The organism is Carboxylicivirga sp. (assembly GCF_982718395.1).
Map to the genome: position 1 here is coordinate 1 of NZ_CEXQWX010000028.1, position 14,105 is coordinate 14,105.

Consider the following 14,105-nt stretch of genomic DNA (forward strand, 5'->3'; position numbering starts at 1 on the left):
TATTCCATCTATAACCTTTATGGCTATCAGCGCCCCAGCACATATATTGTTTTGGATCAAACATCCATTGCAAAAGATGGACAGCTTAAGGTTAAAGTTTCAGTTTCCAATACCGGAGATGTGGATGGCGAAGAAGTTGTACAGCTGTATATTCGGGATATTGCAGCTACTTATGCGCGTCCGGTTAAGGAGCTTAAGGGTTTTGAAAAAGTAATGATTAAATCAGGTGAGGCAAAAGAAGTGGTATTTACTTTAACTGAAAAAGAATTGGGGTATTATTTCCCAAACGGCAAATATGAAGTTGAATCCGGGAAATTTGATGTGTTCGTTGGAGGTAATTCAGTAGATGTAAAACAAGCACAGTTTACAGTTCAGTAGATCTGTTTTTTTCATAAATTGGGATTCGTGATGTTGAGCTTGTCTTTCGTGTAAAGACAAGCTCTTTCTATAACTCACCTTTTCTAAAGCGATCAATCATCTCACCCGAAATACTGATTTCAGGTGAATGAGGTGGCAGATTCTCTTTGCTAAACCAGGCTGCTTCAGCAATCTCTTTATCATCAATAATAATTGGTTGTTGGTCGTCGGCCTCAGCAACAAAACCAACCATCAAAGAACCAGACAAAGGCCAGGGATGATTTTTATAGTAGCGTATGTTTTTAATATCTATTCCGACTTCTTCTTTCACCTCTCGTATTACAGTTTCCTCAAGGCTTTCACCAACATCGGTATAACCGGCTACCAACGAAAATCGACCATCGGGCCACTTGGCACCCCTGGCAAGCAGAATATTTTCATTACAAATAATGGCAACAATAATGGCAGGTGATATGCTTGGGTAAATTGTGTTTTGGCAAGATGGGCAAAGGAGGGCGCGTTCATCAGTCTTGTGCTGTGTTGGTGCACCACATTTTCCACAGAATTGATGATTCTGATACCAATTATGGAGCTGGAAACCAAGTAAACATACCCAGCCCTTTTCCTGTTTCAGTGTTCGGAATATGTTGACGTCATGATAGGCCAGGCTTAAATTATCCATGTCAAAATGTTCTTTGATTAAGAAGCAAGCCTTATCATTAAGTCTGAATAAATAAACTAATTCATTCTGATCAGTCAGGTTAGGAATATCTTTCTTTTGCGGAATTTCAAGTGTTTCCCCTTTAACTTTCAATAAGATTGACCGGGCGTTATAATGCAATACATAATCTGAATCATTAATTTCCTTTAGGGCATCGTATTGCGTGTTTAATTGATTTGGAAATATCTCGTTAATCATTGATAGCTGGTATTTATGGTCTGTATTTAAACGACGAAGATAGTTTAATCGGATAGTTATACTAAATTTTAAAGATCTGTTGTTGGGCAATTACGTGTCATAAAACATGTAATTGAGCTTAAACCAAAACTAGGTTCTTAGTGTTATTTTGCTTTATATTTGCTAAAAACCTCATGCTATGGATATTCATTTTGTAGAAATAGTCTCAGCCTTTATTGTGCTGTTTGCTGTTATTGATATTTTGGGCTCATTACCAATTATTCTTGACCTTCAAAAGAAGAGCGGACCCATTAAAGCATTTCAGGCAACATCGGTGGCCTTTACAATCATGATAGCCTTCTTATTTGTAGGTGAAGCCCTTTTGGGTTTGTTTGGTGTGGATATTTCATCTTTCGCCATTGCCGGTTCGTTAGTTCTGTTAATTATGGCATTTGAAATGATTTTAGGCATTGAGGTATTCAAACATGATTCGCCTTCTGGAGCTTCTATTGTACCAATAGCTTTCCCTTTAATTGCTGGTGCAGGGTCGTTTACTACTCTGTTATCCTTACGTGCCGAGTTTGAAACCATCAATATTATCATCGCCTTATTCCTGAATATCGTAGTTGTTTTTGGAGTGCTTAAGGCGACCAAGCTTGTTGAAAGGGTGATTGGTCAGGGAGGCATTTATATTTTAAAGAAGTTCTTTGGAATCATCCTGTTGGCTATGGCCATCAAACTCTTTATGACCAACTTTGGTAACATTGTAATAGAATTTATTAAGAATTTAAAAGCTTAATTATATGCAGATTAATATCTCCTCAACCTTTGATGCCGGAAATATCGAAGTCATCAATGCCAGCAATCCTAATGATATTCAATTAAAAATCAGAAAAGACTCTGAGTCTGACTTTCTTCAATGGTTCTATTTCAGAGTGCAGGGAGCCAAAGGAACCAGTTGTAAACTAAACCTGCTAAATGCAGGCGATGCAGCTTATCCTGAGGGATGGGACAATTACCAGGCCAGGGCATCTTACGATCGTGAAACCTGGTTCCAGATACCAACGCAATACGATGGTCAGAAACTTAGCATGGAGCTAACACCTGAATTTGATTCGGTTTATATCGCTTACTTTGCGCCCTTCTCTTACGAGCAACATCTTGATTTGATTAATGAAGCACAGCAGTCACCTAACTGTGTATTAGAATGCATAGGACAAACCACCCAAGGACGTTCGATTGATTTTCTGCGCATTGGTGATGGCGATGAATCAAAGAAAAAACTTTGGGTAATTGCGCGACAACACCCTGGTGAAACAATGGCCGAATGGTTTATGCTTGGATTAATTGTCCGCTTACTTGATGATGAGGATGCTACCGCATTAAGTCTTCTTAAAAAAGCCAATTTCTACCTTGTGCCTAATATGAATGTAGATGGTAGCATACTTGGAAATCTGCGTGTGAATGCTAAAGGTATAAACCTGAATCGCGAATGGGCAGAACCAAGTATCGAGAATAGTCCTGAAGTGTATTACGTGAAGGAAAAGATGCGGGAGACAGGAATGGATTTTGTATTAGATGTGCATGGTGACGAAGGATTGCCGTATAATTTTATTTCAGGTATTGAAGGTATTCCATCTTTCGACGAGAAGCTAAAACAATTAACTGATAGTTTTATCAACAATTGGATGGCCATAAATCCTGATATGCAGAATGAGTACGGCTACCCAAAGAATGAACCGGGTAAAGCTAACCTGCAAATCGGTTCCAAGAATCTGGGTGAAGAGTTTAATTGCTTGTCGCAAACACTTGAAATGCCATTTAAGCAAAATGCTAACATACCTGATGATTTACTTGGTTGGTCAGCTGAACGCTCCATTAAACTAGGGGAGTCATTGGTGCCTGTTCTGTTAAGCATGGTTGATGATTTCTAGGGAACTTTAATCATATATTATTTGAAAGCCGGAGTTTATCTCCGGTTTTTTTATAACATATATCGAATACGATATAGAGTGCAATTAAGTATGACCTGATAAGTGTACAGCTTAATTTTATCCGCCATCTTTTCTGAACTCGATTAAGACTCGAATTACATTTTGATATCATATCTATAATCTTCATTTGTCTTTGAAGTCTGCATCTTGATTAGTGTTTGGTCAATAACAATTGAAAGAAAGGGTATGATTCGTATTCGCGTAATTAGCAACAAATCAGTGTGCCAACATAAATATGTGATTTAATATACACTCATGATTGACAATTGCCTTTTTCGATATCTGGCAAAAGACATATCATTATTTGAACAAAATTAGTACACTAATTTCGTCCGAAAAGCCCACCTTGCAATTGGTAATTCATCTTGATTTAATCATTATTAGATGAACATGGCTATTAAAATAGTTCTGATTTTAAAAACGAAAAAAAAGGATACTATACCTTTCATAAAATTTTAGATTTGGATTTTCATAAATAACCGTAATATGTTTGTGGTTATTTATACTTTTACAAATGACCAATAAATTATAATAAATGCTTTCAAAAAGTTATTTCTACCCATTGTTTATTGCCATATTGATACTTTTAACATCGTGTCAGGTTAAAACAGAAGAAAAACCAAATATTTTATGGATAACGATTGAGGATACTTCTCCACAATTTATCGGTTGTTATGGTAATTCTAATGCCAATACGCCGGTTATCGACCAGTTGGCTAATGAAGGTGTTCGTTTTGTTAATGCGTTTTCAACCGGAACGGTATGTTCGCCAAGTCGTACCAATATTATCACAGGTGTTAAAACGTATAAAACCGGTACAGGCAACCATCGAAGTGCATTTCCTGTGCCTGATTACATAAAAGGATTTCCTTATTATCTTCAGGAACAAGGCTATTATACAAGTAATAATGTCAAAACGGATTATAATGTATTGGATGAAAAAGCTTATATAACAGAGGCATGGCATGAGAGTTCAAAAAAAGCCGGTTGGTGGAACAGAGCAGAGGGGCAACCTTTCTTCTCCGTCTTTAATTTTGTTGATTCGCATCAGTCCCGGACTATGACTAATACCTATGAATGGTATCAGAAAAATGTGCTTGATCTCTTAAAGGAAGAAGAGCGCACCGGTGAAGATGAGTTTGAAATGCCACCATTTTATAACGATACTCCTGAAATGCGTAAGCAATTTGCACGTGTTTATAATTCACTTAAGCTAACTGATAATAAAATAGGTGAGCTGCTAAAGCGGCTCGAGGATGATGGATTAAAAGATAATACCATTATTTTCTTTTATGCTGACCATGGAGAAGGTATCCCAAGAGGTAAGACCAATGGAATAAATTTGGGTTACCGGGTTCCGTTTATTATTTGGTTTCCTGAAAAATATAAACACCTCTCACCGTGGGGAACAGAGGGTGTTGTAAGTGACGAATTGATTAGTTTCGAAGATTTAGCACCTACAATAATTAGTCTGGCAGGCGGAGAATTGCCAGGTCACCTAACGGGCCGAGTCTTAATTGGGAATAAACGTTTTGCTGAAACAGAGCATCTGTTTTTATCTTCCGATAGGGCGGATAATGGTATTGATATGGTCAGGACTGTGACAAATGGAAAATATGTTTACTCGCGTAATTTTATGCCCTATATGCCTGAGCTAAGGTATATTCGTTATATGGAGATAAGCGAGATCAAACAACAGATGCGGCAGGATTTTGTACAAAATGAACTAAATTTTGGACAAAACAGGGTGTTTGAACCAAGGGCGACGGAGTACCTTTACAACATAGAAAATGATAAATGGGAAATGAATAATTTGGTTAATGACCAAGCTTATCAGGAGTTATTAAATGAAATGAGACAATTGCTCAAACAGGAAATGTTGGATTCGAAAGATATATTGCTGTTACCCGAGTATGAATTGGAAATAATATCTGGGAATATTTCACCATATGAATATCGATTGAGTGAAGATTATGCGATAAATGAGGTTGTGGAGAGTGTCTGGTTAGCTGGGGTAAGAGGTGAGGAAGTGGCTGCCAGACAAGTTGAAAATCTTGAGTATTCAAATAAAATAGTCCGATATTGGGCGACGGTTGGATTAAGGTCGCAGCCATCGGAAGTACTAGCGTTATTCGAAGAAAATATAAGAAGAGCAATGAATGATGAATATCCACCGGTGGTGATTACCTCTGCTGCCATTGCTTTTGACCAGTTTGACGATAAAAAAGCGGAAGCTTTATTAAAAGAGTACTGCTTGCATCATGATAATCATCTGGCTTTGATGGCTATTCATTACCTGATGTATGTGAAGAATAAAGAGCCATTTGCTGACATTGTCAGATCATCGCGCGAAATAGAAGGGCGTAATTACAATGCAAGGGCAGCGGCTGTTGATTTTCTGGGAAGCATTGGGTTGATTCCCAATAATCCATCTTACAGACAATAGAAAGTGTATTGCAAATCAGATATATAATTAAACTACTATGAAAATTTTAAAAGGTCTGTTATTATTCATTTTGATAGCTCTGGTTGCTTGTCAGCAAGCTAAAAAGGCAAAAGAAGATAAACCAGTCAAACCCAATGTCGTCATTATTTACCTCGATGATTTAGGATATGGTGATTTAAGCAGCTATGGTGCAACAGAGTTGATTACCCCTAATATTGATGCACTGGCTAATGGTGGAATTAGATTTACCAATGGATATGCTTCATCTGCTACTTGTACACCAAGTCGTTATGCTTTACTGACAGGCGTTTACCCTTGGAAAAATAAAGATGCTAAAATACTTCCAGGCACTGCTCCGCTGATTATTGATACAGCACAGGTGACATTACCAAAGATGCTTCGATCACAAGGTTACCAGACTGCGCTGGTGGGTAAATGGCACCTTGGTTTGGGAACTGGACATGTTGATTGGAACAAACACGTTTCACCCGGACCCAATGAGGTTGGATTTGATTATGCCTATTATATGGCTGCCACGCAGGATAGGGTACCAACCGTTTACCTGAAAAATGGATTGGTTGAAGGACTTGATCCTAATGATCCGATTGAAATAGACTACAAGAATAATTTTGAAGGACAACCTACTGGTAAGAATAATCCTGAGTTATGCGAGATGATGTGGCATCACGGTCATAATGCATCCATTGTTAATGGTGTGCCACGTATAGGTTATATGAAAGGTGGCGAAGCTGCAAAATGGAGTGATATTGATATGGCTGATCACTTCCTTGCCAAAGCACAAGACTTTGTGAAATCTCATAAAGATCAACCTTTCTTCTTGTATTATGCCATGCAACAACCACACGTACCACGCACTCCACACCCTCGTTTCGAAGGTAAATCGGGAATGGGGCCTCGCGGCGATGTGATTTTGGAGGCTGACTGGTGTGTTGGCGAATTTATGAAGACTTTAGAAGAAGAAGGTATTCTGGGGAATACCTTAGTGATTTTCTCAAGCGACAACGGACCTGTATTGAATGATGGGTACTATGATGATGCAGTTGAGAAAATAGGCAATCATACACCTGCAGGACCATTACGTGGAGGTAAATACAGCTTGTTCGAAGCAGGTACACGTGTGCCATTCATCACCTACTGGAAAGGTACAATTCAGCCAGGTGTATCAGATGCATTGGTCTGTCAAATGGATTTTCTGGCTTCATTAGCTAAACTGGTTGGAACTACAGAATCAAACACAGATAGTCAGGATTTGATGGATGTATTTTTAGGTAAAAGCACCAAAGGTCGTGACGAACTAGTAATTGAAGCCACTACACGTACTGCATTGCGCAAAGGTGATTGGCTGATGATTCCTCCATATAAAGGACCTGCCAAAATAAACACGGTTAATATCGAGATTGGAAACGATAAAAACTATCAGCTTTACAATTTAAAGGACGACCTTAGTCAGCAAAATAACCTGGCCGAAAGCAATTCTGAAAAACTAAAAGAGATGATTGAGACTTTTGAGGGGCTGAGAGGTGAAGGTTTTTCCAAAACTGAAAAGATAGTATTGAAGTAATTTATAAGTTTTCTAGTCACCTACCTGCTGCAGGCAGGGAAGACGGTAGTTTATAGCTGCTTCGGGATAATAATTAAAGAAGTTTTTTAATCTCCTTTAGTAGACCTTGGTTCTTACGATTGACCTCAAGTCAGGTAAATGTAAGTGTCAAGGTTTTATTTTGCATAGCACACCACATTTTTATCATCAACTTCGATTGATAAGTCTTTTATGTTCTTTTATTTTTAAGGGATGAACGCTTCTATTGGTTAACTTCGCCTTTTCTGAACTCCGATCTATCTGTATTTTTCTATGATACCGGTTCTTTGTTTCTCAAGTGTCAGCTCTTTTTTCTCTGGTCTGACTATTTTTTTCTTCTGTTGCCTCCAATTTTTCTCTGAAGTTGATGCCCGATAAGCCCGGTTTCGCAGCTTTTTTCTTCGACTTTCTAGTTATTTTATAGGTAGTCGGAGAAATTTTAAACAAAATCGAAGCTAAATAGGATAACGATTTCAGAAATTTAAGCGAAGTCCTGAGAAATTTTTGACCCTTTCGCAGAAAAGAAAATAGAGATTTGAGAAAATTTGATTGATGACGGAGTTTTTCATTGGAAAGCCGGAGCTAAGATAGTAACTGTATGGAGTTTGTGAGGTTGAGATGTAGGGATTCGATCTTTATTCACATTTTTGCCAATAAAGATCGAATCCTTGACATTGATTATCCGAGATCTGTCATTAGGAATATTCTAAACTCCTTTATGCTTAAGGCGAAAGCCTCACCAAGTTAACATTCTGAGACTTTGTCTTGATAATTTTGAGAATGTATGTGTTTCTGGTCAGTGGAAGAAACATTTTATAATCTTTCCAATTATTAAAGTTACTGTCATTTTGTACAAACATTCTGGTAAATTGTGCATTTGTAATGCATTATGAAAAGACGATTTTTGTAGATGCTTAAATTGAAAATAAATCAATCATCTATGAAGCATTGTGTCAATAACTTTGTAATGGCTTTTTGCCTTGTTTTATTAAATAGCTGCATTGCGGAAGCAAAGCAAGCACAATGGATTACGCATTCCGACTTTGAACATGCTGCTAACCAATGGTTTCAATTCCGAAAAGAAATACTATTATCAGAGCAACCCGATGAGTTAATGACGAAGATAGCCGCTGATAGTAAGTATTGGCTATATATCAATGGCGAAATGATTGTATTTGAGGGGCAGTTAAAAAGAGGGCCAAATCCCAATGACACATATTACGATGAGGTTGATTTAGCACCTTATTTACAGAAAGGAGAAAATGTTATTGCAGCTTTGGTTTGGTATTTTGGACGTGAAGGCTTTTCGCATAAAGATAGTAAGCAGATGGGTTTATGGGTAGAGAATGAAACATTTGTAACAGACAGTACCTGGAAAATTACAAAAGCGAAAGCATTTCAATCAACAGGAAATCCGCAAGGTAATTTCCGCCTGCCAGAGTCGAATGTAAGGTTTGACGCACGATTGGCCAATCCGGATTGGATTGATATCTCTTATGATGACTCGAATTGGGATTTTGCCTATAGTGTAGGAACCGAAGGTGTGGCTCCCTGGAACAACCTGATAAAACGACCTATTCCGTTTTTCAAAACTTTTCCATTGATTAAAGTAGAAGATTTTAGTCAGCAAAAGAATGTAGTTAAGCTTAAGTTGCCATATAATATGCAGTACCATGCATATTTAAAAGTAAAGGCCCCTGAAGGTAAATTAATACAGATTCATCCTGATAATTTACATTCACTTAATGATATGCCTTTAAGAGGTGAATACCTAACAAAAGAAGGCGAACAGGAGTATTTGCATTTGCCATGGTTAAGTGGGCACGAGATTCACTTTATTGTTGATGATGGGATTGATGTATTGGGATTAGGTTATATGGAATCGGGGTATGATACGGAGTTGGATGGTACTTTTGTGGTGTCTGACGACTATTTGATGCGTTATTTCGAGAAGGCGCAAAGAACCTTGTTTGTCAATATGCGTGATACTTACTTTGATTGTCCTGATCGGGAACGTGCTCAATGGATTGGTGATGGAATAATCCTGATGGAGGAAGCATTTTATCTCTTAAATAACAATGCCATTGATTTATCAAAAAAAATGCTCAATGAATTATTGGATTGGCAACAAGATGATGCTACTATGTTTGGCCCTGTGCCTGCCGGCAATTGGAACAAAGAGTTACCTCAACAAATACTGGCAGCTGTTGGGAATTATGGAATCGGTAACTATTATATGTATACCGGTGATAAGGAGATGTTGATAAAAGCATACCCAAAAGTGAAACATTATCTTGACTTATGGCAGGTTGAAGAAGACGGAACGGTACCATTTCGCAAGGGAGGATGGACCTGGGGAGATTGGGGAGGTCAGATTGATCGACAATTGGCCGAACACATCTGGGTGTATATAGCGTTGGATAATCTGTCTAAAATGGCTGGATATCTGAATTTGGATGACGAAGTAAAAGTGATTAGACAAAAGATGGTGACCATAAAGAATCATGTAAATACAGAATTCTGGACGAGCGAAGGTTATCGATCCACCGGATATAATCAGGAGATTGATGACAGAGGTAATGCTTTGGCGGTTGTTTCTGGTATAGCTGATGAGAACAAGTATGAATCCATTATTAAATTATTTCACAAGGTTGAGCATGCGAGTCCTTATATGGAGAAATATGTGATGGAGGCTTTATTTAAGATGGATGAAGGGAAGTTTGCCATTGAGCGATTTAAAAGACGCTATGCGAACATGGTTAACCATCCGACATGTACAACACTCTGGGAGTTCTGGAATTATGAAGCTTCGGTAAATCATGCCTGGAGTGGTGGACCATTATCAGTTTTGTATAAAAATATGGCTGGTATTCAACCAACTAAACCCGGATTTGAAGAGTTTACTGTATATCCGGACTTAGTTGGTCTGGATAGTATAGTTTGTAGCTTTTCAACAGTTAAAGGTGTTATCTCGTTGGACATTCAGACTGAAAAGAATAAAACATTTTTAAAGCTAGGCGTACCGGAAAATAGCCAGGCAATTTTAAGAGTTCCCATATCATCGGAAAATGTCAAATTTAATAATCGTCAGGATGTAAGTCTAATAAGAAAAGATTTGCATTATAAATATTTCCGAATTCAACCGGGAAATCTTCATGTTGAATATTAATTACCAGCCCTCTTTAGTATAGTCAACTGGTTTGAGTTTCATTTTGTGTTTAAATTCTGTAGGAGATAAACCAGTATGCTTTTTAAATACCCTTGAAAAATAATAAGGAGATTCGAACCCGGATTTGAAAGATAACTCTTTAATTGTTAGTTCAGAATTTAATAATAGGTCTTTAGCCAACTGAATTTTCAATTGAAGTAAATACTGCCCGGGTGATACCCCTGTGTGTTTTTTAAATTCACTTCTGAATAACGAGTAGCTAATATTGAGGTGTTTGGCAAGTTCCTCAATTTTTAATGGACGATTAATATGTGACCGCAGATAAATACGCGATTTATTAATGATTTTCTCGATAGAACTATTAGCAAGTGAGTTGTTAAGAAGGGTGTGTTTGATTTTTCCTAAAATATAAACGATCTGTCCTCCAATGGCATATTGGTATACGATTTTTTCATCTTCAGCCAGGCGAATTATAGTTTTAATAGATTGAAGAATATCTTCATTGAAACCTATATGATTGATTGGATTATCCGGATCGAAAAAGCCAATAACCTGCCGGGCAAAAGGACCATTAAAACCAATATAAAATTCTGTCCATCCCTTCTCTTTTAGAGGTTTATAACGATGCCATACTTGCGGAAATAATAATATAGTATCACCCTCTTTTACTTTATATGACTGTTTTTTAGTTTCAAATATGCCTTTTCCTTCTGTTATATAAATCAATTGAAATTCATCTAGTATGCGACCGTTTTTCCAGGTAAAATTATATTCATTAGGATGACCTTTAGGCGGGTATATTTCATTGGGTTCTATATGTGCATTACCTATAACATTTGCGTATATGCCCCATTCAATATCACACTGGTTGTGGGTAAGGTATTTAAATGTTTGTTCCATTTTGCCAGTTCATTATCTAAGCGAAAATAGATCATTTTTTAAGAAATACGGCTTATTCAATTTTAAAGTAGCCAATGAAGATTCAGTAAGTAAGGTGAGTAGAGTGGTAATTATTGTACGCTTTCATTTAATTACGAAAGCGTTTTCGGAAAATAAAAACGTTTCCGTAAAAGTAAAAAGTACTTTTTTAGTGCATAATTCAAATTTCATTATATTTTTGACAGTGGTTGATTCATATTAGCTTTAAAATGTATGAATTACACTGTGAGATATGATCTTGATAATCTATGTAATAAAAGAGTGATATGTTTGCAAATTATTTAAAACACCTTTCTTGGTTATTGTTGTTATTTCTTTCTCTGAGTGCCTGTCAAACAAAGGAAACGAAACTTTTACCGATTAATGTTATTCCTAAGCCAGAGAGTATAATACAACAGCCCGGAGCATTTACCATCAATAATAAAACAGTCGTTTGTATTTTACCTGAAGATGCCCAGGCGGAAGATATGCTCAATGTTTTTTTGAACAAGTTACGGGTGGCAAGCGGTTATTCATTGGTTCAGAAAAAAGAAGAGATTGGCAATAACGCCATTGTATTCAAAATTCAGGAAGGTGATTTTGCAAGCGAAGAAGCCTATTTACTAACCGTTACTAATGACAGGATATTGGTGAAGGCTCGTAGTGTGAGAGGACTTTTTAATTCGACCCAAACACTCCGACAATTACTGCCAGGTCAGTTGGAGTTAAATAAAGTATCACAAGCTCAATGGACTGTACCGTGCGTGGAAATAAAAGATTCACCACGATTCTCTTGGAGAGGAATGCATCTGGATGTATCACGTCACTTTTTTTCGGTGGATTACATCAAGCGATTCCTTGATTACATGACTTTGTATAAAATGAATACCTTCCATTGGCATCTGACCGATGATCAGGGCTGGCGGATTGAAATTAAAAAGTATCCTGAACTTACTCAGAAAGGAGCTTACCGCACCTTTAACAATCATGATAAAGAATGCATCAGGCGATCAAAGGATAATCCGGCCATGGCTATACCTGAGGAACTGATCACTGAAAAAGGTGGTCAGAAAATATATGGCGGATATTATACGCAGGAAGAAATTAAAGAGATAATTGCCTATGCAGCTGCGCGTAATATTACCATTATACCTGAGATTGATATGCCGGGACACTTTAAAGCTGCGATTGATAACTACCCCGAGGTTTCTTGCTTTGGAAAAGCAGGTTGGGGGCAAACCTTCTCTGCTCCCCTTTGTGCCGGAAATGAAGCAACCTACACCTTAGTTGAAGATATACTTGCCGAGGTGGCTGAGTTATTCCCTTCAGAATACATTCACATTGGAGCTGATGAAGTGGAGAAAACCAATTGGAAGAAATGTTCGAAATGCCAGTCACGGATACAATCAGAGAAGTTGCATGATGAGCATGAGTTACAGAGCTATTTTGTGAAACGCATTGAGAAGTTTCTGAATAATAAAGGAAAAAGAATGATTGGCTGGGATGAGATACTCGAAGGAGGCATGAGCCCGACAGCAACCATGATGTACTGGAGAGGATGGGTGCCGGAAGCACCTGTAATGGCGGCAAAACAAGGCAATGATGTGATTATGTCACCAACCTCACATTGTTATTTTGATTATGGTCAGAATAGCGGAACCCTTGAAAATGTTTACGATTTTGAACCGGTACCTGTAGGATTAAGTGAAGAGGAACAAAAACACATCATTGGAGGACAAGGCAATGTCTGGACCGAATATATACCATCTGAAGAACAGGTAGATTTTATGTCGATGCCTCGTATGATTGCATTAGCAGAAGTATTATGGTCGGCTAAAGATCAAAAAGACTGGGAGGATTTTTTCCAAAGAATTGGTAATCATTTCAACCGTTTGGATGTAATGAAAGTAAATTATCGCTTTCCCGATATTGGTGGTGTTTATGATCAGCATGTGTTTGTAGATAAAGCAAAGGTTGAGTTTACCTCACAAGTGAAAGATGCTGAAATTCGTTACACAACTGATGGGAGGCGACCAACCCGTGAATCTACTTTATATTCAGGACCAATTGAGATCAGTGAAAACATCGTTTTAAAGGCACGTCCGTTTAGCAAATCAGGAAATGGTGGAGATGTTATCGAGGCTACATTTACCAAAACCACTTATGCAAAAGGCATTGAATTATCAACGGATGCAAAACCAGGACTTAAATGTGACTACTATGAAGGAAAGCGTTGGAAAGGAGTTGCTGATATTGGTACAGTAGATACAAAAAAGAAAAGTGTTATAACCAGTGCTTTTGAGTTGCCGGAAGTGGCTGTACAAAAAGGAACTTCTTATGCCTTGACTTATAATGGTTATTTCTATGCCGAAAAAGATGAAGTGTACACTTTTTCCTTGCTGTGTGATGATGCAGGTGTATTAAAAGTAGCTGGTAGTATTGTTGTTGATAATGATGGGATGCATGCTCCTCTTAAGAAAATTGGGCAGGTTGCGTTGGCCAAAGGATGGCACCCAATCGAACTGAAATATGTTGAAGGTGGAGGTGGTGGCACCTTACGATTAACCAGTGCAGATGTAGACGGAGCGTTTAAACCAATTGCCAACGATCTATTGAAGCACTAAAGAATAACTATTGGCATATGAATGTCATTAATGTTAGTCATAATGGCTGAATTTTAATCATCATCTTATAGAGAATAATATTGTTCAAACTGTCTGATA

The 14,105-nt window shown here is 37.7% G+C and carries 9 protein-coding genes; 7 read left to right on the forward strand and 2 right to left on the reverse strand.

Translation table 11 applies throughout. The features are described from left to right. The coding region (locus AC4MRQ_RS07495; protein WP_491197041.1) for a fibronectin type III-like domain-contianing protein at positions 1 to 378 on the forward strand (378 nt) is incomplete at its 5' end. A 67-nt stretch (positions 379 to 445) separates the two neighbouring features. Here the strand turns inward: AC4MRQ_RS07495 and nudC are convergent. Further along, positions 446 to 1,276 (reverse strand): NAD(+) diphosphatase, encoded by an 831-nt coding sequence (nudC, locus tag AC4MRQ_RS07500; protein WP_491197042.1) that lies wholly within the window; start codon positions 1,274 to 1,276, stop codon positions 446 to 448. Positions 1,277 to 1,454: 178 nt separating this feature from the next. Between nudC and AC4MRQ_RS07505 the strand changes: the two genes are divergently transcribed. The 5 genes from AC4MRQ_RS07505 (at position 1,455) to AC4MRQ_RS07525 (ending at position 10,464) form a co-directional block, all read left to right on the forward strand. Further along, on the forward strand, positions 1,455 to 2,054 hold the full coding sequence (locus tag AC4MRQ_RS07505; RefSeq protein WP_491197043.1) for a MarC family protein: 600 nt from the start codon (positions 1,455 to 1,457) through the stop codon (positions 2,052 to 2,054). A 4-nt stretch (positions 2,055 to 2,058) separates the two neighbouring features. Next, positions 2,059 to 3,189 carry a M14 family metallopeptidase gene (locus AC4MRQ_RS07510; RefSeq protein ID WP_491197044.1) on the forward strand — a complete coding sequence of 377 codons (1,131 nt, stop codon included), beginning with the start codon at positions 2,059 to 2,061 and terminating at the stop codon, positions 3,187 to 3,189. Between the two features lie 595 nt (positions 3,190 to 3,784). Continuing rightward, positions 3,785 to 5,695 (forward strand): sulfatase family protein, encoded by a 1,911-nt coding sequence (locus AC4MRQ_RS07515; protein ID WP_491197045.1) that lies wholly within the window; start codon positions 3,785 to 3,787, stop codon positions 5,693 to 5,695. A gap of 37 nt (positions 5,696 to 5,732) precedes the next feature. Next, positions 5,733 to 7,277, forward strand: a complete 1,545-nt coding sequence (locus tag AC4MRQ_RS07520; RefSeq protein ID WP_491197046.1) for a sulfatase family protein — start codon at positions 5,733 to 5,735, stop codon at positions 7,275 to 7,277. 958 nt (positions 7,278 to 8,235) lie between these two features. Continuing rightward, entirely contained in the window at positions 8,236 to 10,464 is a 2,229-nt protein-coding gene (locus AC4MRQ_RS07525; protein WP_491197047.1) for an alpha-L-rhamnosidase-related protein, read from the forward strand. On the opposite strand, the gene AC4MRQ_RS07530 is transcribed toward AC4MRQ_RS07525, so the two are convergent. After that, the gene (locus AC4MRQ_RS07530; protein WP_491197048.1) at positions 10,465 to 11,364 is read right to left on the reverse strand and encodes an AraC family transcriptional regulator; all 900 of its coding nucleotides are present in this window, start codon (positions 11,362 to 11,364) and stop codon (positions 10,465 to 10,467) included. Between the two features lie 305 nt (positions 11,365 to 11,669). Between AC4MRQ_RS07530 and AC4MRQ_RS07535 the strand changes: the two genes are divergently transcribed. Next, on the forward strand, positions 11,670 to 14,006 hold the full coding sequence (locus tag AC4MRQ_RS07535) for a family 20 glycosylhydrolase (protein ID WP_491197049.1): 2,337 nt from the start codon (positions 11,670 to 11,672) through the stop codon (positions 14,004 to 14,006). The last annotated feature ends 99 nt before the right edge of the window (positions 14,007 to 14,105 follow it).

What these genes read in the sequence shown, in the direction of transcription:
- nudC (WP_491197042.1), bottom strand. Translation starts at nt 1,276, where the DNA reads ATGATTAACGAGATATTTCCAAATCAATTAAACACGCAATACGATGCC.
- AC4MRQ_RS07510 (WP_491197044.1), top strand. Translation starts at nt 2,059, where the DNA reads ATGCAGATTAATATCTCCTCAACCTTTGATGCCGGAAATATCGAAGTC.
- AC4MRQ_RS07520 (WP_491197046.1), top strand. Translation starts at nt 5,733, where the DNA reads ATGAAAATTTTAAAAGGTCTGTTATTATTCATTTTGATAGCTCTGGTT.
- AC4MRQ_RS07505 (WP_491197043.1), top strand. Translation starts at nt 1,455, where the DNA reads ATGGATATTCATTTTGTAGAAATAGTCTCAGCCTTTATTGTGCTGTTT.
- AC4MRQ_RS07525 (WP_491197047.1), top strand. Translation starts at nt 8,236, where the DNA reads ATGAAGCATTGTGTCAATAACTTTGTAATGGCTTTTTGCCTTGTTTTA.
- AC4MRQ_RS07530 (WP_491197048.1), bottom strand. Translation starts at nt 11,364, where the DNA reads ATGGAACAAACATTTAAATACCTTACCCACAACCAGTGTGATATTGAA.
- AC4MRQ_RS07515 (WP_491197045.1), top strand. Translation starts at nt 3,785, where the DNA reads ATGCTTTCAAAAAGTTATTTCTACCCATTGTTTATTGCCATATTGATA.
- AC4MRQ_RS07535 (WP_491197049.1), top strand. Translation starts at nt 11,670, where the DNA reads ATGTTTGCAAATTATTTAAAACACCTTTCTTGGTTATTGTTGTTATTT.